At 51.9% G+C, this 21,515-nt stretch carries 20 protein-coding genes, 1 rRNA gene and 1 other annotated feature; of the genes, 14 read left to right on the plus strand and 7 right to left on the minus strand.

The features are described from left to right. The first annotated feature begins 24 nt into the window (after positions 1–24). Together gshA and luxS are read left to right on the plus strand one after the other, a co-directional pair. The gene (gene gshA / locus AAIE03_RS01660; protein ID WP_013026900.1) at positions 25–1,629 is read left to right on the plus strand and encodes a glutamate--cysteine ligase; all 1,605 of its coding nucleotides are present in this window, start codon (positions 25–27) and stop codon (positions 1,627–1,629) included. A gap of 151 nt (positions 1,630–1,780) precedes the next feature. Further along, positions 1,781–2,296, plus strand: coding sequence for an S-ribosylhomocysteine lyase (gene luxS / locus AAIE03_RS01665; RefSeq protein ID WP_013026899.1), 516 nt, complete (start codon positions 1,781–1,783; stop codon positions 2,294–2,296). 181 nt (positions 2,297–2,477) lie between these two features. On the opposite strand, the gene AAIE03_RS01670 is transcribed toward luxS, so the two are convergent. Together AAIE03_RS01670 and AAIE03_RS01675 are read right to left on the minus strand one after the other, a co-directional pair. Further along, positions 2,478–3,764, minus strand: a complete 1,287-nt coding sequence (locus AAIE03_RS01670) for an HlyC/CorC family transporter (protein WP_013026898.1) — start codon at positions 3,762–3,764, stop codon at positions 2,478–2,480. A gap of 17 nt (positions 3,765–3,781) precedes the next feature. Then, the gene (locus tag AAIE03_RS01675; RefSeq protein WP_013026897.1) at positions 3,782–4,579 is read right to left on the minus strand and encodes a cytochrome C assembly family protein; all 798 of its coding nucleotides are present in this window, start codon (positions 4,577–4,579) and stop codon (positions 3,782–3,784) included. A 189-nt stretch (positions 4,580–4,768) separates the two neighbouring features. Between AAIE03_RS01675 and ffh the strand changes: the two genes are divergently transcribed. From ffh to AAIE03_RS01705, 6 genes are all read left to right on the plus strand, one after another. Beyond that, a complete protein-coding gene (gene ffh, locus AAIE03_RS01680) occupies positions 4,769–6,130 on the plus strand; it encodes a signal recognition particle protein (RefSeq protein WP_013026896.1) in 1,362 nt (453 codons plus the stop codon). Between the two features lie 142 nt (positions 6,131–6,272). Then, positions 6,273–6,521, plus strand: a complete 249-nt coding sequence (gene rpsP, locus AAIE03_RS01685; RefSeq protein ID WP_007893313.1) for a 30S ribosomal protein S16 — start codon at positions 6,273–6,275, stop codon at positions 6,519–6,521. An 18-nt stretch (positions 6,522–6,539) separates the two neighbouring features. Then, a complete protein-coding gene (gene rimM, locus AAIE03_RS01690; RefSeq protein ID WP_014594416.1) occupies positions 6,540–7,088 on the plus strand; it encodes a ribosome maturation factor RimM in 549 nt (182 codons plus the stop codon). Between the two features lie 35 nt (positions 7,089–7,123). After that, positions 7,124–7,885: a tRNA (guanosine(37)-N1)-methyltransferase TrmD gene (trmD, locus tag AAIE03_RS01695; protein WP_014594415.1), complete on the plus strand. Its 762-nt coding sequence runs from the start codon at positions 7,124–7,126 to the stop codon at positions 7,883–7,885. 42 nt (positions 7,886–7,927) lie between these two features. After that, on the plus strand, positions 7,928–8,275 hold the full coding sequence (gene rplS, locus AAIE03_RS01700) for a 50S ribosomal protein L19 (protein ID WP_013026892.1): 348 nt from the start codon (positions 7,928–7,930) through the stop codon (positions 8,273–8,275). A 295-nt stretch (positions 8,276–8,570) separates the two neighbouring features. Next, positions 8,571–9,125 carry a hypothetical protein gene (locus AAIE03_RS01705; RefSeq protein ID WP_145033467.1) on the plus strand — a complete coding sequence of 185 codons (555 nt, stop codon included), beginning with the start codon at positions 8,571–8,573 and terminating at the stop codon, positions 9,123–9,125. An 18-nt stretch (positions 9,126–9,143) separates the two neighbouring features. On the opposite strand, the gene AAIE03_RS01710 is transcribed toward AAIE03_RS01705, so the two are convergent. Beyond that, complete coding sequence (locus tag AAIE03_RS01710; protein WP_013026890.1) at positions 9,144–9,674, minus strand: GNAT family N-acetyltransferase; 531 nt, start codon at positions 9,672–9,674, stop codon at positions 9,144–9,146. A 286-nt stretch (positions 9,675–9,960) separates the two neighbouring features. On the opposite strand from AAIE03_RS01710, the gene AAIE03_RS01715 reads away from it, so the two are divergent. Further along, positions 9,961–11,040: a 3-deoxy-7-phosphoheptulonate synthase gene (locus AAIE03_RS01715; protein WP_014605181.1), complete on the plus strand. Its 1,080-nt coding sequence runs from the start codon at positions 9,961–9,963 to the stop codon at positions 11,038–11,040. Between the two features lie 6 nt (positions 11,041–11,046). Continuing rightward, a complete protein-coding gene (tyrA, locus tag AAIE03_RS01720) occupies positions 11,047–12,168 on the plus strand; it encodes a bifunctional chorismate mutase/prephenate dehydrogenase (protein ID WP_112900712.1) in 1,122 nt (373 codons plus the stop codon). Positions 12,169–12,204: 36 nt separating this feature from the next. Here the strand turns inward: tyrA and pheA are convergent, their stop codons facing one another. The 4 genes from pheA to bamD form a co-directional block, all read right to left on the minus strand. Beyond that, positions 12,205–13,368 (minus strand): bifunctional chorismate mutase/prephenate dehydratase, encoded by a 1,164-nt coding sequence (gene pheA, locus AAIE03_RS01725; protein ID WP_014594412.1) that lies wholly within the window; start codon positions 13,366–13,368, stop codon positions 12,205–12,207. A gap of 22 nt (positions 13,369–13,390) precedes the next feature. Beyond that, positions 13,391–13,514: a sequence feature (Phe leader region), on the minus strand. Then, positions 13,466–13,513: a hypothetical protein gene (locus AAIE03_RS01730; protein ID WP_193372328.1), complete on the minus strand. Its 48-nt coding sequence runs from the start codon at positions 13,511–13,513 to the stop codon at positions 13,466–13,468. Its footprint overlaps the feature before it by 48 nt. A gap of 100 nt (positions 13,515–13,614) precedes the next feature. After that, complete coding sequence (raiA, locus tag AAIE03_RS01735; protein ID WP_013026886.1) at positions 13,615–13,947, minus strand: ribosome-associated translation inhibitor RaiA; 333 nt, start codon at positions 13,945–13,947, stop codon at positions 13,615–13,617. Positions 13,948–14,224: 277 nt separating this feature from the next. After that, the gene (bamD, locus tag AAIE03_RS01740; RefSeq protein ID WP_024471535.1) at positions 14,225–14,956 is read right to left on the minus strand and encodes an outer membrane protein assembly factor BamD; all 732 of its coding nucleotides are present in this window, start codon (positions 14,954–14,956) and stop codon (positions 14,225–14,227) included. Between the two features lie 129 nt (positions 14,957–15,085). Between bamD and rluD the strand changes: the two genes are divergently transcribed. From rluD to AAIE03_RS01760, 4 genes are all read left to right on the plus strand, one after another. Further along, positions 15,086–16,066: a 23S rRNA pseudouridine(1911/1915/1917) synthase RluD gene (gene rluD / locus AAIE03_RS01745; RefSeq protein WP_013026884.1), complete on the plus strand. Its 981-nt coding sequence runs from the start codon at positions 15,086–15,088 to the stop codon at positions 16,064–16,066. After that, positions 16,063–16,791, plus strand: a complete 729-nt coding sequence (gene yfiH, locus AAIE03_RS01750; RefSeq protein ID WP_024471536.1) for a purine nucleoside phosphorylase YfiH — start codon at positions 16,063–16,065, stop codon at positions 16,789–16,791. The genes rluD and yfiH overlap by 4 nt, the downstream gene beginning before the upstream one ends. 125 nt (positions 16,792–16,916) lie before the next feature. Next, positions 16,917–19,490 (plus strand): ATP-dependent chaperone ClpB, encoded by a 2,574-nt coding sequence (gene clpB, locus AAIE03_RS01755; RefSeq protein WP_014605184.1) that lies wholly within the window; start codon positions 16,917–16,919, stop codon positions 19,488–19,490. Positions 19,491–19,969: 479 nt separating this feature from the next. Continuing rightward, positions 19,970–21,509: ribosomal RNA gene (locus AAIE03_RS01760) — 16S ribosomal RNA — on the plus strand. Positions 21,510–21,515 lie beyond the last annotated feature (6 nt).

Genomic DNA, 21,515 nt, shown 5'->3' on the forward strand with positions numbered 1-21,515 from the left:
TGATTCGGGGCTAGGGTTAACACTATGCTGAACAAAAATAAATTATTCACCCAGCGGGAGGTTAATGTGATCCCCGACGTATCAAAAGCGTTATCCTGGCTGGAAGCGCATCCTGATGCACTTAAAGGCATTGGCCGTGGCATTGAACGTGAAACGCTGCGAGTGCAGCCAGATGGTCATCTTGCGACGACCGCGCATCCAGATTCACTGGGGTCGGCGCTTAAGCATGACTGGATCACCACCGACTTTGCTGAAACGCTGCTGGAGTTTATTACCCCGGTTGATCACAGCATCGATCACATGCTGGCGTTTTTGCGTGACGTTCATCGTCATGTTGCCCGCGAACTCGGTGAAGAGCGCATGTGGCCTTTCAGCATGCCTTGCCTGATTGAAGATGCGGATAAAATTACGCTGGCACAATACGGCAAATCCAATATCGGTCGTATGAAAACCCTTTACCGTCAGGGATTAAAGAACCGCTATGGTGCGTTGATGCAAACCATCTCCGGTATCCACTACAATTTCTCGCTGCCGTTGTCCTTCTGGCAGGCCTGGGCGGACGTAAAAGATTATGAAAGCGGTAAAGAAACCATTTCTGCCGGTTATCTGCGGCTGATCCGCAACTACTATCGTTTTGGCTGGATCATCCCTTATCTGTTTGGCGCATCGCCTGCAATTTGTTCCAGTTTCCTGCAGGGCGGCGAGAGCGCACTGCCGTTTGACACCGATAATAAAGGTACGCTCTGGCTCCCCTATGCCACTTCGCTGCGTCTGAGTGACCTGGGCTATACCAATAAGTCGCAGAGCTCGCTGGGTATTACCTTTAACTCTCTTGAGGGTTATGTCAGCGCCTTGAAAAAAGCGATTAAAACGCCTTCTGAAGACTTCGTGAAGATGGGCACGCGGGATGCAGACGGAAACTGGTTGCAGCTGAACACCAACGTCCTGCAGATTGAGAATGAGCTCTATGCGCCGATTCGTCCCAAGCGCGTTACCCGATCCGGTGAAGCGCCTTCCGATGCCCTGCAACGTGGCGGCATCGAGTACATCGAAGTGCGCTCAATGGACATTAACCCTTTCTCGCCCATCGGGGTGGATGAAAACCAGGTGCGGTTCCTGGATCTGTTCCTGATTTGGTGCACGCTGGCAGATGCGCCAGAGATGAGTTCTGATGAATTGCAGTGCAGTCGGCAGAACTGGAATCGCGTGGTGCTGGAAGGGCGCAAACCCGATCTGAAAATTGCAGTCGGCTGCGGTGAAGCAGAGTATTCACTGGTCGAGGTCGGCAAGACACTGTTTGCTGATTTGCGCCGCGTTGCGGAAGCGCTGGACAGCAATCAAGGCACAACAGAATATCAGCAAGTCTGTGACGAACTGGTAGCATCCTTCGACGATCCTGAGCTAACCTATTCGGCGCGTATTCTTAAAGCCATGAAAGAAAGCGGCGTGACGGGAACGGGCATCGCTCTGGCAGAGCAGTATCAGCAGTTGCTGGTTAACGAGCAACTGGAAGTGCTCAAGCCGGAAGACTTTGCGCGTCAGGCACAGGCGTCCGTTGCCGCGCAGCAGCAGCTTGAAGCGAATGATACGTTAGATTTTGAAACCTATCTGGCTGGCCGGGAAGGGTAGAAAAGAAAAAGGCCACATCAATGTGGCCAAATTAACATCTCTGTTGTCAGGGATGGATGATAACAAATGCGCGTCTTTCATATATTCAGACGCTGGACGATCGGAAAAGTTTCATCGTTCTCAAAAAATTTTTCAGACCAAGAGGTGACGTATGCCATTACTGGATAGTTTTACTGTTGATCACACCATCATGGCCGCGCCCGCAGTGCGTGTAGCAAAAACCATGAAGACTCCCCATGGCGATACGATTACTGTTTTTGACCTGCGTTTTTGTCGCCCCAATATCGACATTCTGACTGAACGTGGGATCCACACGCTTGAGCATTTGTTTGCGGGCTTTATGCGTAACCATCTCAACGGTAACGGCGTAGAGATTGTTGATATTTCACCTATGGGTTGCCGCACAGGCTTCTACATGAGCCTGATTGGTACACCAGACGAGCAACGTGTGGCACAAGCCTGGAAAGGCGCGATGGAAGACGTGCTGAAGGTGAAAGATCAGAACCAGATTCCAGAGCTGAACGAATATCAGTGTGGCAGCTATAAACTGCATTCTCTGGATGAAGCTCAGCAAATTGCCCGCAACGTGCTGGCACAGGAGATCGGTGTTAACCACAATGACGATCTGAAACTGCCTGCCGAAAAACTGAAAGAGCTGCACATCTAGTCAGTTAGGTTAGTCCGGACAGTAAAACGCCGCACATGAGCGGCGTTTTTTATAACAGCGCCTGCATGACGACGGCGGGCTTTTCAAAAACCTGCGGGTCAGGCGAAAAAAACCGCCTTGCAATGAACTGCACCCAAAAAGTTGGACACCCAACTGAGTAAGGTGCAGTTTTTTATGAGCATCAGGATCCTACGGATTGCTTGAGCGGTGTCTGTGGTGTGATGCGAACCTGCTTAATCATATTGTCCTGCACATCCAGAATATCAACATCATAGTGATTCACCTGAACGCGCGTGTTCACTGTTGGAATCTCTTCCAGTGCTTCCAGTAACATACCGTTGATGGTACGCGCTTCCTGCTCAGGCAGTTGCCAGTTGAAGGCTTTATTGATCTCACGAATATTCGCGCTACCTTCAATCAGCACGGAGCCATCATTTTGCGGCATCACTTCTTCAGCCAGCGACGGAGACATTGAGGTCGTGAAATCACCCACAATCTCCTCCAGAATGTCCTCTATCGAAATCAGGCCTTTGATATCGCCGTACTCATCCACGACCAGACCGGTCTTTTTCTTGTTGCGCTGAAATTTCACCAACTGAACGTTGAGCGGCGTGCCTTCGGGAATGTAATAGATCTCATCGGCGGCACGCAGCAGCATCTCTTTCGTAAACTCTTTTTTCTCGGTCATCATGCGCCAGGCTTCGCGCACCCGCAGCATCCCTACACAATCATCCAGCGAATCACGGAACAGGACAATGCGACCGTGCGGTGAATGGCTTAACTGACGGATGACTGATTTCCAGTCATCGTTGATGTTAATACCAACAATCTCGTTACGCGGCACCATAATGTCGTCCACACTGACCTTTTCAAGGTCCAGTACAGATAACAACATATCCTGATTGCGGCGCGACATGTGCGTACGCGATTCGTAAACGATGGTACGCAACTCTTCTTTGCTGAGCGCTGAACTGATCGCACCATCCGCCCGGATGCCCACCAGTCGCATCAGCAGTCGGGTAATGGTGTTAAGCAACCACACCAGGGGCAGCATGATGTATTGCAGCGGACCGAGCAGAAAGCTACTGGGGTAAGCGACTTTTTCTGGATAAAGTGCAGCAACCGTTTTGGGCAGCACTTCTGCAAACACCAGTACAACAAATGTCAGGATACCGGTCGCGATCGCGACACCGGCATCGCCATACAAACGCATCCCTACGATAGTACCAATGGCGGACGCCAGAATATTGACCAGGTTATTACCGATAAGGACCAGGCTGATGAGGCGATCCGGGCGCTTTAACAATTTTTCGACGCGGCGGGCTGCGCGATGGCCATGTTTAGCCTGATGGCGCAGTTTATAACGATTGAGCGTCATCATGCCGGTTTCAGAGCCTGAAAAATAGGCTGAAACCAACACCATAATGATGAGTGTGACAATCAACGTCGTGGTCGAAACATGTTCCACCGCAAAACTTCCTTTTATTAAGAACTGTGAATGAGCAGGTGTTGCAGTACGCGACTGCCAAAGTACGCCATCGTGAGCAGCGCTGCGCCGCCGCAGTTAAACCAGACTACGCGGCGACCACGCCAGCCTTCATGATAGTGGCCCCAGAGCAGAACGATGTAGACAAACCAGGCAATAATCGACAGCACGGCCTTATCTACGTTTTCGGCGCTGAACAGGTCATGCATATAAAACAGGCCGGTACACAGCACCAGCGTCAGTAACACAACGCCAACCTGGGTGATGTGAAACATTTTACGTTCAATGGTCAGCAGCGGTGGCATGTCCTGAGTGAAAGCCAGTTTTTTGTTCTTAAGCTGGTAATCAATCCACGCAAGCTGCAACGCGTACAACGCCGCGATGATGAGCGTTGCATAGGCAAACAGCGACAGCCCGATATGAATCATAATGCCGGGCGTGGTTTCAAGGTGCGTAATAAACGCATTCGGGACAAAAGTGGCAAAGGCCAGGTTAATTAATGCAAAGCTGTAAACAATCGGCAGCAGTAGCCAGCCACGATTTCGGGAGGCAACAATGGTCATGATTGCACAAATCAGCAGGCTGACCAGAGAGCCGATATTCAACAGGCTGAGATTTTGCCCGCCATCAACGGCAAAGATACGCTGCTGCAGGGCGACAGCGTGCGTGACTAACGCCACACAGGCCGACAGCACAGCTAACCTGCGCCAGCCGCTTTGACGCTTCAACAGGCTGGGGATGATGAGTGCAAGACTCAGGGAGTAGGCGAACAGCGCCACAATCGCGAAAACGGACATAGTTCCTTTCAGGCATCAGTCAGATAAAGGAAAAGGGCAGTATAGCGCCAGCCGCAGCAGGCTCCAAACGATCTGAGGTGGAATTGAAGAGGAACTGAGGTGGAAGTGAAGAGATCGCCTCGGCTTCGTGTTATAATCCGCCGCATTCTGCCGGTATGGTGCCTCGCGATTTTTTTTAAGTGAGAGACAATGTTTGACAATTTAACCGATCGTTTGTCGCAAACTCTGCGCAATATCAGCGGCCGCGGAAGGCTGACTGAAGACAACATTAAAGATACGCTGCGCGAAGTGCGCATGGCGCTGCTGGAAGCTGACGTTGCGCTGCCGGTGGTGCGTGACTTCATTAATCGCGTCAAAGAGAGCGCGGTAGGCCACGACGTCAACAAAAGCCTGACGCCGGGCCAGGAATTTATCAAAATTGTCCGTAACGAACTGGTTACGGCGATGGGCGCAGAAAACAACGCGCTGGATCTTGCCGCACAGCCGCCGGCCGTTGTGCTGATGGCCGGTCTGCAGGGTGCGGGTAAAACCACCAGTGTCGGTAAGCTGGGTAAATTTCTGCGTGAAAAGCACAAGAAAAAAGTGCTGGTGGTATCTGCTGACGTTTATCGCCCGGCGGCGATCAAACAGCTTGAGACACTGGCACAGCAGGTCGGTGTGGATTTTTGCCCCTCGGATCTGAGCCAGAAGCCCGTTGATATCGTCAACAACGCGCTGCGTGAAGCCAAACTCAAGTTTTATGACGTATTGCTGGTCGATACCGCGGGTCGTCTGCACGTAGACGAAGCGATGATGGACGAGATTAAACAGGTTCACGCCGCAATTAATCCGGTAGAAACCCTGTTTGTCGTGGATGCCATGACCGGTCAGGATGCGGCGAATACCGCGAAAGCCTTTAATGAAGCGCTGCCGCTGACAGGGGTTATTCTGACGAAGGTGGATGGCGATGCACGCGGTGGTGCTGCCCTGTCTATTCGCCATATTACCGGCAAGCCGATCAAATTTATGGGGATGGGCGAGAAGACCGATGCGCTGGAAGCCTTTTATCCTGACCGCATTGCCTCGCGCATTCTTGGCATGGGCGACGTGCTGTCGCTTATTGAAGATATCGAAAGTAAAGTTGACCGCGCGCAAGCGGAAAAACTGGCGAAGAAACTGAAAACCGGCGACGGTTTTGATCTCAATGACTTCCTTGAGCAGTTAAAGCAGATGCGCAACATGGGCGGCATGGCGAGCCTGATGGGCAAGCTGCCGGGCATGGGGCAACTGCCAGACAACGTGAAATCGCAGATGGATGACAAAGTGCTGGTGCGCATGGAAGCCATCATCAATTCGATGACACGCAAAGAGCGTGAAAAACCAGAAATTATCAAAGGTTCGCGCAAGCGCCGCATCGCTACCGGCTCGGGCATGCAGGTGCAGGACGTTAACCGCTTATTAAAGCAGTTCGACGACATGCAGCGGATGATGAAGAAAATGAAGAAGGGCGGAATGGCGAAAATGATGCGCGGCATGAAAGGTATGATGCCGCCAGGTTTCCCAGGACGCTAATGGGTTCCACAAAAAAGCCTGGGATTACTCGGTTTAGGTTGCTTTTTGCGCCAAAATGAGTAAAATTTTCGGGCTTTTTATACAGCACCCGGACCCCGTTCCTCGATGGGGGCCGGGTGTTTTATTAACTGAAGAGGATGTTATGGTAACAATTCGTTTGGCACGTCACGGCGCTAAAAAGCGTCCGTTCTATCAGGTCGTCGTCACTGACAGCCGCAATGCACGCAACGGTCGCTTCATCGAGCGCGTAGGTTTCTTCAACCCGATCGCATCTGGTCAGGCAGAAGGTCTGCGTCTGGATCTGGATCGTATCGAGCACTGGGTTGGCCAGGGCGCAACGCTTTCTGATCGCGTTAACGCGCTGATCAAAGAAGCAAAGAAAGCAGCTTAATCTGTCACGGTGGTGAGCATGAGCAGACAACTTGCCGCACAGGCACCTGTTAACCCGATTGTATTGGGTAAAATGGGTGCGGCATACGGCATTCGCGGCTGGCTCAAAGTGTTTTCCTCCACTGAAGACGCTGAAAGCATCTTTGACTACCAACCCTGGTTTATCCAGCGCGCCGGTAAATGGCAGCAGGTGGAACTGGATGGTTGGAAGCACCACAATCAGGACCTGATCATCAAAGTCAAAGGCATTGACGATCGGGATGCGGCGGCACAGTTGACCAATTGCGAAATTCAGGTCGACTCGACGCAGCTGCCTGCGCTGGATAACGGTGAGTACTACTGGAAAGACCTGATGGGTTGCAAGGTAGTCAACGTTGAAGGCTACGAACTGGGTAAAGTCGTCGATATGATGGAAACCGGTTCGAACGACGTTCTCGTCGTGAAGGCAAACCTGAAAGATGCGTTTGGTGTACAGGAGCGGTTAATTCCGTTTCTTGATGAACAGGTTATCAAGAAAGTCGATCTCTCTACTGGCCTTATTGAAGTAGATTGGGATCCTGGTTTTTGATCTCCGAATCAAACGGTAACGTAACGGCGAAGACAATGTGGATTGGTGTAATTAGCCTGTTTCCAGAAATGTTTCGCGCTATTACCGATTACGGGGTAACTGGCCGGGCAGTAAAAAATGGCCTGCTCAGCGTTCAAAGCTGGAGTCCACGTGACTTCACGCACGACCGGCACCGTACTGTGGACGATCGTCCTTATGGTGGCGGACCGGGAATGCTGATGATGGTACAACCTTTACGGGATGCCATCTCCGCAGCGAAAGCAGCGGCGGGAGAGGGTGCCAGGGTGATATATCTTTCACCTCAGGGCCGCAAACTTGACCAACAGGGCGTTTGCGAACTGGCATCACGAGACAAGCTCATCCTTGTCTGTGGTCGCTATGAAGGGATTGATGAGCGCGTAATCCAGACCGAAATTGATGAAGAATGGTCAATCGGTGATTACGTTCTCAGCGGCGGGGAACTGCCAGCAATGACGATGATTGACGCGGTTGCCCGGTTCATTCCGGGAGTACTCGGCAAACAGGCGTCAGCCGATGAGGATTCGTTCTCTGACGGGTTGCTGGATTGTCCGCACTATACCCGACCTGAAGTGTTAGAAGGGATGGACGTTCCGCCAGTTTTGCTGTCGGGCAACCATGCCGATATTCGCCAGTGGCGCCTGAAACAGTCGCTAGGCCGTACCTGGCTAAGAAGACCTGAACTTCTGGAAAACCTGGCTCTGACTGAAGAGCAAGCAAGGTTGCTTAAGGCGTTCCAACAGGAACACCAGCAACAAAACGATGATGCGGGAGAGTGATCTTCCCTGACTATCAGTTTACCCAGGATAAGAGATTTAATTATGAGCAACATTATTAAGCAAATTGAACAAGAGCAGATGAAACAGGACGTACCTTCCTTCCGTCCGGGTGATACCGTGGAAGTGAAAGTATGGGTCGTTGAAGGTTCTAAAAAACGTCTGCAGGCATTCGAGGGCGTGGTTATCGCTATTCGTAACCGCGGTCTGCACTCTGCATTCACTGTTCGCAAAATTTCTAACGGCGAAGGCGTTGAGCGTGTCTTCCAGACTCACTCTCCGGTAATTGACAGCATCGCTGTTAAACGTCGTGGCGCTGTGCGTAAAGCCAAACTGTACTACCTGCGTGAGCGTACTGGTAAGTCTGCTCGTATCAAAGAGCGTCTTAACTAAGGTATCGCTAACGCGACATCTAAAAGTTAATAGCAAACAAGGGGTTGGCAATGTGCCAGCCCCTTTTTTATGCCAGTGCCTACAAAATGCCTACGCCGAATGTTTGCCGTCATCTGCAGGCAAAGTGTGCCAGACCAAAGCGCTGTCTCACATAAAGGAAAACCTGTCGGAACAGAACAGGTATCTTTGCGATGCTGTGCATGCCAACCGCCGGGATGCTGCGTAACGCAATCTGCTCGTCATCGGACACAACCGATTATTCTCTTATTCAATCTCATTGCCCTAAGGGCAGGTTTTGAAAGACGTCGTTTTTTTAGTTTCCGGCTTTATATTTTCGCTCGCCTCATTCTATTCAGCCCGATATGCACTGGAAGGCAACAAGCATAAGTGGCTTTGCCGCTGCCTGACCGCAGTCTGGGTAAGCATGGGATTCGTGTTGTTTCCCCTTTTTCTTGCGCTGGGGTTGTATGGTCCGGCCCTTATCTTTGTGGCGGCTAACGTGATCCTTGTTTGGGCAGGCCGCGAACACAAAAAAGAACTGGCATGTAAGAACAAAACGTCCACGGCGGTGACGGCGCATGTGCCCCTGGTCGAGGTTGATATGCCCTGGCTGAGTCTAAAAGAGATCGGCTTCAGCTATTTTGACTACGAGGGTAAGGTGGCTTACCGGCGCGTGGATGTGGAGTCCTGCGATGGGATGTTTATCAAAGGCTATTGTCATTTCCACAGAGAGATGCGCGCATTCGAACTGGTCCGGATCGAATCCGGCATTATCATTCTGCGTAATACCGGGAAAACCATAGACGTTAACAGCTGGCTTGTCGCTTATGTTGAGGCCTACGACCGCTGAGTACGATCTCATGCCTTTTCATGAGGGGCGCTGGAAATGATAGATCGCCGCGTTGACCGGCCCGCTGTCTAAAACAATTAAACCATAACGGTAATCGATAAAGCGCCCGCCACTCTTTTCCGCTACACGTCTGCTGGCGAAGTTATTCTCCACCGCCAGCAGTTCTATTGTCTGTACATCCGGGCGCGCAAAGCCAAATTCCAGTAACAGCTTTACCGCTTGCGTGGCAACACCCTGACATTGCGCGTCACTGCGAACCCAGTACCCCAAAGCGCAAAACTCTCCCGGTTTTTTAGCAAAGCGAAAGCCTGCACCACCTAACAGGCGGTTCTGGGCATCCACGATGGCAAATTCTTCCGCTTCTTTAAGTGCGCGTTGTAAGTGTGTAAAGCGAATCCAGCTTTCGGCTTCATCCGGCTGATAATCCGGATGCGCCCAACTCATCCAGGGCAATAACGTATCCAAAGAGTCATTAACGGCTACGGTGAAGGCCTCAATATCGCTTAGATCAAAAGGACGCAGGCGAATGGCTGCAGTGGTCTGGATCATGTTTTCGTCCTTGTCAGTTAACGTATCAATATTAACAGCGGGATTTCGGTGGTGGAATAGATGATATGTATATTTATGTTTACACAATGACAGTCTGGCTGATTGTGTTTTTATTTTTTTAATTAATTGATATTAAATATATTTTTTTTGATATTTTCAGGTGTTTTATTTTTGATGGTAAATAAAGTGTACATAAGGGATTGTCCATTGTACTCATTATGATACAGTTTCATCTCTCCTCCATGAGGATCCCGTGACCGCATAAATGAGTGTAAAGGACAGGACGATGCAAAAAGACGCGTTAAACAATGTTCATATCGCCAATGAGCAGGTGTTGATTACTCCAGAAGAGCTTAAAACGAAATTCCCGTTGAGCAATGCGCAGCAGGCGCAAATCGCCGCCTCGCGCCAGACGATTGCGGATATCATTGCAGGCCGTGATTCCCGCCTGTTAGTGGTTTGTGGCCCATGCTCAATTCACGATACAGAAGCGGCTCTGGATTATGCGCGTCGTCTGCAAAGCCTCTCTGAGCAGGTGAAAGATCGCCTGTACCTTGTTATGCGCGTCTACTTCGAGAAACCCCGCACGACCGTTGGCTGGAAGGGGTTAATTAACGATCCTTACATGGATAACTCATTTGATATGGAAGCGGGTTTGCACATTGCCCGTGAGTTGCTGGTGAATCTTGTCGATATGGGCTTGCCGTTAGCGACGGAAGCGCTGGATCCAAACAGCCCGCAATATTTGGGCGATCTGTTTAGCTGGTCGGCGATTGGCGCACGCACGACGGAATCACAAACCCACCGTGAAATGGCTTCAGGCCTGTCAATGCCGGTGGGCTTTAAAAACGGTACCGATGGCAGCCTGGGGACGGCGATAAATGCCATGCGCGCGGCGGCAATGCCTCATCGGTTTGTGGGTATCAATCAGTCAGGCCAGGTTTGCCTGTTGCAAACACAGGGAAATCCTGACGGGCACGTTATTTTACGCGGCGGCAAAGCACCAAACTACAGTCCGGAAGACGTGGCACAATGTGAAACGGCCATGCTTAAAGCGGGACTCCGCCCAGCCTTAATGATAGATTGCAGCCACGGTAACTCTGATAAAGACTACCGCCGTCAGCCTGGCGTCGCGCAATCGGCCATCGATCAGATCAAGAAAGGCAACCGTTCGATTATTGGCCTGATGCTGGAAAGCCACATTAGTGAAGGCAATCAGTCTTCCGAGCAGCCGCGCAGTGAGATGAAGTACGGCGTCTCTGTTACCGATGCCTGCATCAACTGGAACGTCACCGAGGCGTTACTGCGCGAAATGCATGATGAGCTAAACGAGGTTCTGTCGGCGCGTCTTTCACACGAGGTGTAGTGGGCAATGGTGGCTGAATTAACTGCATTACGCGAACAAATTGATACGGTAGATAAAGCACTGCTGGATCTACTGGCAAAACGTCTGGAACTGGTAGCGGAAGTCGGCGAAGTTAAAAGCCGCCATGGTTTGCCAATCTATGTTCCGGAGCGGGAAGCTTCTATGCTGGCGTCCCGTCGCAAAGAGGCAGAAGCGCTGGGCGTGCCTGGCGATCTGATTGAAGACGTATTGCGCCGCGTCATGCGAGAATCCTATACCAGCGAAAATGATAAAGGGTTTAAAACCCTGCGTCCCGAGTTACGTCCGGTGGTGATCGTCGGCGGTAATGGCCAGATGGGACGCCTGTTTAATAAAATGCTGACGCTGTCGGGCTACCAGGTAAAAACGCTGGATAAAGATGACTGGGATCGGGCGGAAACGCTGTTCAGCGATGCCGGTATGGTGATCATCAGCGTGCCTATCCATCTGACCGAGCAGGTGATTCAACAACTCCCTACGCTGCCGGATGACTGTATTCTGGTGGATCTGGCGTCCGTCAAGAATCGCCCCCTACAGGCGATGCTGGCGGCGCATCAGGGACCGGTACTCGGTCTGCATCCTATGTTCGGGCCGGACAGCGGCAGTCTTGCCAAGCAGGTTGTTGTCTGGTGCGATGGGCGGCAGCCGGAAGCCTATCAGTGGTTTCTGGAGCAGATACAGGTCTGGGGAGCGCGCCTGCATCGCATTGGGGCAGAAGAACACGATCAGAACATGGCATTTATCCAGGCGCTGCGCCATTTCGCGACTTTTGCTTATGGCCTTCACCTGGCTGAAGAGAATGTCAATCTTGATCAGCTCCTGGCTTTGTCCTCGCCCATTTACCGGCTTGAGCTGGCAATGGTGGGCCGCCTGTTTGCACAGGATCCGCAGCTGTATGCGGATATCATTATGTCGTCTGAAAATAACCTGAACCTTATCAAACGTTATTATCAGCGCTTTGGTGAAGCCATTGCCCTGCTGGAAAAAGGTGATAAAAACGCCTTTATTGCCAGCTTCAACCGGGTAGAAGAGTGGTTTGGCGATCACGCCAAGCGCTTTTTGGTTGAGAGCCGAAGCCTGCTGCGCTCGGCGAACGACAGCCGGCCATAAGCTAAAAAGGCATCCAGTTGGATGCCTTTTTACTGATTACTTGTCGGGTTCAACAGGAATGATATTTTCGCTGGGGTAGCAGCCAAGTACTTTTAACGAACGCGTCATTGCCCTCAGCTCTTCTAATGCCTGCTGCATCTTTTCAGACTGCAGATTGCCCTGCACATCCAGATAAAACATCTCTTCCCACGGGTTACCGTTGATAGGCCGTGATTCCAGTTTGCTCATAATCAGGTTGTGCTGGCGCAAGACCAACAGTGCGTCAACCAGTGCACCCGCCTGCTGGCCGGTTGCCATGATCAGCGTCGTTTTCGCCGAAATCTGATCGGATACTTCGATGGGCTTACGGGCCAGGACAATAAAGCGTGTGTGATTCTGCTGTTGGTTGGCCAAATTACGCTCCAGCACCTGTAACTGATACAGTTCGCCACCGGCTTCGCTACCGATCGCCGCGACCTTAGGTGAGTTGAGCGCGGCCACTTTTTCCATGGCAGCGGCGGTGCTTTCGGTGTAGACAATCTTCCAGTGCGGGAAGCGGTTAATGAAGTGGCTGGTCTGCTGAAAAGGCTGCGGATGGCTGTAGACCGTTTCAATCTGTTCCAGGTCGCTCTGGCTACTGACCAACATGCAGTGCTCAATCGGAAGCGTCAGTTCCCCTACGATAGAGAGGTTGGTCTGTTGCAGCAGGTCGTACACATCGTTGATTGAACCGGAGCTGGTATTCTCGATCGGTAAGACGGCGTAATCCGCCGCGTTATTCTCCACCTGTTTGATAATGTCATGAAATTTCAGGCAACCGCATTCAACCATGTTACTGAAATGACGCGCGGCATACTGACGGGCAGCCAGATGAGAGTAAGAGCCTTTCGGGCCCAAGAAGGCGATGCGGGCCGCATGAGCATGCGTATGGTTGAGGTTTTTTTGCAGCAAGGCCTGCTGAGTCAGAACCGAATCTTCAATCACTAACTGAAACAGGCGGGTAATGTAGTGCGCATCCAACTGATGTTTTTTACCCAGTACGATGAGGTGCTCAATCAGTGCGCGTTCACGTTCGACGTCGCGGACAGGGCGGTGCGTTGCCAGCTTCGCCTTTGCAACCTCCACGGCCAGCAAACGCCGTTCAGCGAGTAACGTCAGTAGTTTTTCATCAACGGCGCTGATTTTATCACGCAGTGCCAGAAGCGGATTGTCCGGGGTCATAAGGCTCACCTGTAAGCTATCCAATAAAAAAGCCTCCCGGTTGGGAGGCTTTGTTGTTCGTCTTCGCTTTCTTTTTACACGACGAATGGCCTCCCAGTCAGGGGAAGGTAAAAAAGAAAGCGAAGAAAAACGACAGTGTTTTCATGACAGGTTCCAAAAATAAGCTGTTCTGAGAGTAACCGCACAGATGAAAAGCTGTCAACAAAAAACGCGCCCGTAGGCGCGTCAGGAAGGTGAGGACAAAACTTACTCTTCGGCGGCGGGGGTAAAGTCTTTAACGCTGGTGGCCGCGCGGCGCGCTTCAGATTTGTGCTGCACTTTATTAAGTTGGCGCTCGAGTTTTCCTATCAGGTCGTTGATAGCAGTGTACATATCGTCATGTTTGGCACTGGCGACCAGTGTACCGTTTGGCGTATTAATCGTGGCGTCTGCCACAAACTCTTTGGATTCTTTCGACAGAACGATATGCGGGTTAATCAGGTCGGTTTGCCACTTTTCTAGCTTGGCGAGACGGTCTTCGACGTGTTCACGGATGGCTGGAGTAATTTCCATTTGCTTACTGGTAATATTCACGATCATTATGCTTACCTCTCTGTGATTGCCGTCTGAATGGATCCAGCATAGCGCGATATCTCTGTAGATGTGTGATTTTGATCACAAAAAAATGTCACTTTTTGTCAACTACAGCAAATTGTGAGAAAGGGCGAGAATGTGGCCGAAAAGCCTTGAAGCTAACGCCTTATCAAGGCATTCTTGATAAGTTAGCTCAACAGGTAAATCAACATTTTGCCTGTTTTATGCACATAAAAAAGCAGCCTCCAGGGCTGCTTTTTTTGTGGCTCAACGCGCGAACGTCTCAGTCGTTGTTTGCTGCGATAATTTTTGCGACTTTATCCGCCTCGGCGTTCAGTTGCAACTGGCGATAGGCGTTTTCCATCAGCGGTAACGCATCGTGCGTCGCCTGCGTGTCCGGATAATCGCGCATCATCCCTTCAACACGGTTAACAACCGCGACATAGGCCCCACGCTTGGTATAGAATTGCGCCACTGAAAGCTCATATTTTGACAAACGGTCTTTCAGATAGACCTGACGTTTATAGGCATCGGCTGCATATTGGCTGTTTGGATAGCTGCGCAGCAGCTGTGCAAAGTCGCGGAATGCATCACGAGCATGGGTAGGATCGCGATCGGAACGGTCGATGCCGAAAAAGCCCTGCAATGCCGAATCATCCAGCGCCATATCCGTCAGCCCTTTCATATAGATGACGTAATCGATATTAGGATGCGTAGGATTTAAACGCATAAAGCGGCTGATGGCAGCCTGCGCCATCGGCAGATCGGCATTTTTATAGTACGCGTAGATCAAATCCAACTGAACCTGCTGCGAATAGGGACCGAATGGGTAACGATTATCCAGCGCTTCCAGTTGCTTAATCGCCGCTTTAAAGTTACCGTCCTGCAGCTTTTGTTGCGCTGTAGCATAGATTTCAGAAGGCGGGTTGTCCGGTACCGCGTCATTTGAGCCGGAACAACCAACAAGTGCCAGGCTCAGTGTGGCTGCAGCCAACAGATATTTCATACGCGTCATGACGAAGTGATTATCCTCAAAATGTTATGGCGGAAGCTGTCCGTATAGCTCCCGGTAATGACCAGGTACGATAGCACATTATATTAAACGGCATCGCCGTAAAACCCAACGTTAACGAAGAAGCTGTATATGGCACAACAAGTTCAACTCACCGCAACGGTATCCGAGTCACAACTCGGACAACGTTTAGATCAAACTTTGGCGGAATTGTTCCCTGATTATTCACGTTCCCGCATAAAAGAGTGGATCCTTAACCAGCGCGTCAGTGTCAACGGCACTGTGACTGATAAGCCGAAAGAAAAAGTGCTCGGCGGCGAGCGCGTGACCATCGATGCTGAGATCGAAGAAGAGCAGCGCTGGGAACCCCAAAATATCCCGCTGGATATCGTCTACGAAGATGAAGATATCATTGTCATCAATAAACCACGTGACTTTGTGGTGCATCCGGGCGCGGGCAATCCTGATGGCACCGTACTCAATGCGCTGCTGCATCACTATCCCGCCATTGCCGATGTGCCGCGCGCGGGCATCGTTCATCGCCTGGACAAAGATACAACCGGGCTGATGGTCGTGGCGAAAACCGTCCCGGCGCAAACGCACCTTGTCGACGCCCTTCAGCGCCGTGAAATTACACGTGAATATGAAGCGGTCGCCATCGGTACGATGACTGCTGGCGGCACGGTCGATGAACCGATTAGCCGTCACTCAACTAAACGTACGCATATGTCCGTGCATCCCATGGGGAAACCGGCTGTCACTCACTATCGCATCATGGAGCATTTCCGTGCTCATACGCGGTTGCGTCTGCGCCTGGAAACCGGCCGTACGCACCAGATCCGTGTGCATATGTCGCATATTAATCACCCTCTGGTGGGCGACCCGCTTTACGGTGGCCGTCCGCGTCCGCCAAAAGGCGCATCGGAAGACTTTATTACCACGCTGCGCGGATTTGATCGCCAGGCGCTGCATGCGACGATGCTCCGGCTTTACCATCCTATCTCTGGGATTGAGATGGAATTCCATGCCGCGATACCTCAGGACATGATTGATCTGATTGATGCGCTGAAAGCGGATACAGAGATGTTCAAGGATCAGCTGGACTGGCTATGAGCCTGATTATTCCACAATGGCCGGCACCCGATCGGGTGCGTGCCGTCTCAACGTTACGGCAGGGCGGCGTGAGCGAGGGGAACTGGCGTTCGCTTAATCTCGGCAGCCATGTCGGTGACAAGCTGCATCATGTGGCAGCCAACCGTGAGCGGCTGATAGCGCTTGCGGCGTTGCCCGCGATGCCGCAGTGGCTGGAGCAGGTTCATTCCACCGACGTTGCCTGCCTGAGCGCAGGCGGAACCGCGCCGCTACAGGCAGATGCTTGTATCACACGGGAAACGGGCGTGGTATGTGCAATCATGACGGCTGACTGCCTGCCTGTGCTGTTTTGTTCGGATGACGGCCGTGAAGTTGCTGCGGCTCATGCAGGATGGCGCGGGCTGTGTGGCGGCGTACTGGAAAATACCCTGGCACAGTTTCAGGCTGCGCCCGGCAATATTCACGCCTGGCTCGGGCCGGCCATTGGTCCTGATGCGTTCGAAGTCGGTGCAGAAGTGCGTCGCGCGTTTATGAATCACGATCCTGAGGCAGCTGCCGCTTTTCGTCCGGCGGGGGAAAAATTCTACGCGGATATCTGGCTACTGGCCCGTCAGCGGCTCCATGCCGCAGGCGTGAAATCAGTGAGTGCGGATTCACGTTGTACCTTTAGCGAGCAGGACGATTTCTTCTCCTATCGTCGGGATGGCATCACCGGCCGTATGGCAACTTTAATTTGGCTGTTATAGTCTTAGCCCGTAAGACGATCCAGACAGCGCGTTTTTTAGTCCCGTTTCAGGTCATTAACCTTGAATATTTGAGGAATGACCTCATTTTAATCTCCAGTAGCATTTGACCTGTAATGGGAGGAATTATGCGTCTGGATCGTCTTACTAATAAATTTCAACTCGCTCTGTCCGACGCGCAGTCTTTGGCTTTAGGACAGGATAACCAGTTTATTGAACCCTTGCACCTGATGAGCGCGTTGCTCAAGCAGGAAGGGAGTTCCGTTGCGCCCCTGTTGTCCTCAGCCGGTACTGACGTAGCATCGTTACGTACGCAAATTGATCAGGCTATTGACCGTTTGCCGCAGGTAGAAGGCAGCGGCGGAGATGTGCAGCCATCATCCGACCTGATCCGAGTGCTTAACCTGTGCGACAAGCTGGCACAGAAGCGCAACGACAACTTTATCTCATCAGAATTATTTGTTTTGGCAGCCCTGGATTCACGTGGCTCGCTGGCGGACATATTGAAATCTGCAGGCGTCACCAACGAAAAGCTCACCAAAGCGATTGAACAACTTCGTGGAGGCGACAACGTGAACGATCAAGGTGCTGAAGATCAGCGTCAGGCTTTAAAGAAATATACGATTGATCTCACCGAGCGCGCCGAGAAAGGCAAGCTCGATCCGGTGATTGGGCGTGATGAAGAGATTCGCCGTACCATCCAGGTACTGCAACGTCGTACTAAAAACAACCCTGTGTTGATTGGTGAGCCCGGCGTAGGTAAAACCGCCATCGTCGAAGGGCTGGCGCAGCGCATTATCAATGGTGAAGTGCCGGAAGGGCTGAAAGGCCGCCGTGTGCTGGCACTGGATATGGGCGCGCTGGTGGCAGGGGCTAAATACCGTGGTGAATTCGAAGAGCGTCTGAAAGGCGTGCTCAGCGACCTGTCTAAGCAGGAAGGCAACGTCATTCTGTTTATTGATGAGCTGCATACCATGGTGGGCGCGGGTAAAGCAGATGGTGCAATGGACGCCGGCAATATGCTGAAACCTGCGCTGGCGCGCGGCGAGTTACACTGTGTCGGCGCTACCACGCTGGACGAATATCGCCAGTATATCGAGAAAGACGCAGCGCTGGAGCGCCGTTTCCAGAAAGTGTTTGTGGCAGAGCCCAGCGTTGAAGATACCATCGCGATTTTGCGGGGTTTGAAAGAGCGTTATGAGTTGCACCACCATGTGCAGATCACTGACCCGGCTATCGTCGCGGCAGCAACGCTTTCTCATCGCTACATAGCCGATCGCCAGTTGCCAGATAAGGCGATTGACCTGATTGATGAGGCGGCATCCAGTATCCGTATGCAGATTGACTCCAAGCCGGAAGCGCTGGATCGTCTGGAGCGCCGTATTATTCAGCTGAAGCTGGAACAGCAGGCGTTAAAGAAAGAATCTGATGATGCCAGCGTCAAACGTCTGGATATGCTGGAAGCCGAGCTAAACCAGAAAGAGCGTGAATATGCCGAGCTGGAAGAAGAGTGGAAAGCGGAAAAGGCCTCGTTGACCGGCACGCAGAATATCAAAGCGGAGCTGGAGCAGGCGCGCCTTACCCTTGAGCAGGCACGTCGCTCAGGCGATCTGGCACAGATGTCTGAACTGCAGTACGGCAAGATCCCGGCGCTGGAGAAACAGCTGGCTTCCGCTACACAGTCTGAAGGCAAGACGATGAAGCTGCTGCGTAACCGCGTAACGGACGTTGAGATTGCCGATGTTCTGGCGCGCTGGACCGGTATTCCGGTCGCCCGCATGATGGAAGGGGAGCGCGACAAACTTCTGCGTATGGAGCAGGAACTGCATTCACGAGTCATCGGACAGGATGAAGCGGTTGAAGCGGTTTCCAATGCCATTCGCCGTAGCCGCGCAGGTCTGGCCGATCCTAATCGTCCTGTCGGATCGTTCCTGTTCCTGGGCCCAACAGGTGTGGGTAAAACGGAACTGTGTAAATCACTGGCTAACTTCCTGTTCGACAGTGACGATGCGATGGTTCGTATCGACATGTCAGAATTTATGGAAAAACATTCTGTGTCGCGGCTGGTGGGCGCACCTCCGGGTTATGTCGGCTATGAAGAGGGCGGCTATCTGACTGAAGCGGTTCGCCGTCGTCCTTATTCTGTGATCCTGTTGGATGAAATCGAGAAGGCGCATCCCGATGTCTTCAATATTTTGCTGCAGGTTCTGGATGATGGCCGGTTGACGGACGGACAAGGGCGCACAGTTGATTTCCGCAATACGGTCGTGATCATGACCTCTAACCTGGGCTCAGATTTAATTCAGGAACGTTTCGGCAACCTGAATTATCCCGAGATGAAAAATCTGGTGATGGGCGTAGTGGGTCAACATTTCCGTCCAGAGTTCGTGAACCGTATTGACGAGGTAGTGGTGTTCCATCCGCTGGGTGAGAAACACATTGCGTCTATTGCACAGATTCAACTGCAGCGGCTGTACAAACGTCTGGAAGACCGAGGCTATCAGCTGCATATCTCTGATGCGGCGATCAAACTGTTGGGCGAAAACGGTTATGACCCGGTTTACGGTGCGCGTCCACTGAAACGCGCTATCCAGCAGCAGATAGAAAACCCACTGGCACAGCAGATTCTTTCTGGTGAGCTGGTCCCGGGCAAAGTGATAGAGATGGACGTAAAAGACGATGTCATTACTGCCCACCAGTAAAGGCATATTTATTAAAAACGGGCGTTACGCCCGTTTTTTGTACGCGGAATCTGTGGTTTTGGCTTTTTTTAAAGCGTATTGCCTGGAAAGTAATCACTCGAAAGATTTATTTGAATTAGCGCTTGTCAGCCTAAAATATTTGCCTATAATGCGCCTCCACTGACACGGCACAACGGCTTACGTAACGCGGTGTTCAGCAGGAGGCTCCCAGGAGTTTCCGCCGGAGAAAAACTTCTGAAAAAGAGGTTGACTCTGAAGGAGGAAAGCGTAATATACGCCACCTCGCGACAGACGGTTAACCCGCTGTTCGCACTGCTCTTTAACAATGTATCAGACAATCTGTGTGGGCACTCGCAGGATTGATATCAGCGTCTCCGGACGTAAAAAAATATCAAAGCCTCACGAGTGAACACATAATGAAATTCATTATGACGTTTTACAGATGAGCACCGCTGAACTGGTTTCAGCAAATCAAACTTAAATTGAAGAGTTTGATCATGGCTCAGATTGAACGCTGGCGGCAGGCCTAACACATGCAAGTCGGACGGTAGCACAGAGAGCTTGCTCTCGGGTGACGAGTGGCGGACGGGTGAGTAATGTCTGGGGATCTGCCCGATAGAGGGGGATAACCACTGGAAACGGTGGCTAATACCGCATAACGTCGCAAGACCAAAGAGGGGGACCTTCGGGCCTCTCACTATCGGATGAACCCAGATGGGATTAGCTAGTAGGCGGGGTAACGGCCCACCTAGGCGACGATCCCTAGCTGGTCTGAGAGGATGACCAGCCACACTGGAACTGAGACACGGTCCAGACTCCTACGGGAGGCAGCAGTGGGGAATATTGCACAATGGGCGCAAGCCTGATGCAGCCATGCCGCGTGTATGAAGAAGGCCTTCGGGTTGTAAAGTACTTTCAGCGGGGAGGAAGGCGATGTGGTTAATAACCGCATTGATTGACGTTACCCGCAGAAGAAGCACCGGCTAACTCCGTGCCAGCAGCCGCGGTAATACGGAGGGTGCAAGCGTTAATCGGAATTACTGGGCGTAAAGCGCACGCAGGCGGTCTGTTAAGTCAGATGTGAAATCCCCGGGCTTAACCTGGGAACTGCATTTGAAACTGGCAGGCTTGAGTCTCGTAGAGGGGGGTAGAATTCCAGGTGTAGCGGTGAAATGCGTAGAGATCTGGAGGAATACCGGTGGCGAAGGCGGCCCCCTGGACGAAGACTGACGCTCAGGTGCGAAAGCGTGGGGAGCAAACAGGATTAGATACCCTGGTAGTCCACGCCGTAAACGATGTCGACTTGGAGGTTGTTCCCTTGAGGAGTGGCTTCCGGAGCTAACGCGTTAAGTCGACCGCCTGGGGAGTACGGCCGCAAGGTTAAAACTCAAATGAATTGACGGGGGCCCGCACAAGCGGTGGAGCATGTGGTTTAATTCGATGCAACGCGAAGAACCTTACCTACTCTTGACATCCACGGAATTTGGCAGAGATGCCTTAGTGCCCTCGGGAACCGTGAGACAGGTGCTGCATGGCTGTCGTCAGCTCGTGTTGTGAAATGTTGGGTTAAGTCCCGCAACGAGCGCAACCCTTATCCTTTGTTGCCAGCGATTCGGTCGGGAACTCAAAGGAGACTGCCGGTGATAAACCGGAGGAAGGTGGGGATGACGTCAAGTCATCATGGCCCTTACGAGTAGGGCTACACACGTGCTACAATGGCGCATACAAAGAGAAGCGACCTCGCGAGAGCAAGCGGACCTCATAAAGTGCGTCGTAGTCCGGATCGGAGTCTGCAACTCGACTCCGTGAAGTCGGAATCGCTAGTAATCGTGGATCAGAATGCCACGGTGAATACGTTCCCGGGCCTTGTACACACCGCCCGTCACACCATGGGAGTGGGTTGCAAAAGAAGTAGGTAGCTTAACCTTCGGGAGGGCGCTTACCACTTTGTGATTCATGACTGGGGTGAAGTCGTAACAAGGTAACCGTAGGGGAACCTGCGGTTGGATCACCTCCTTACCTGAA

Source organism: Pantoea sp. Ae19-2 (assembly GCF_059801205.1).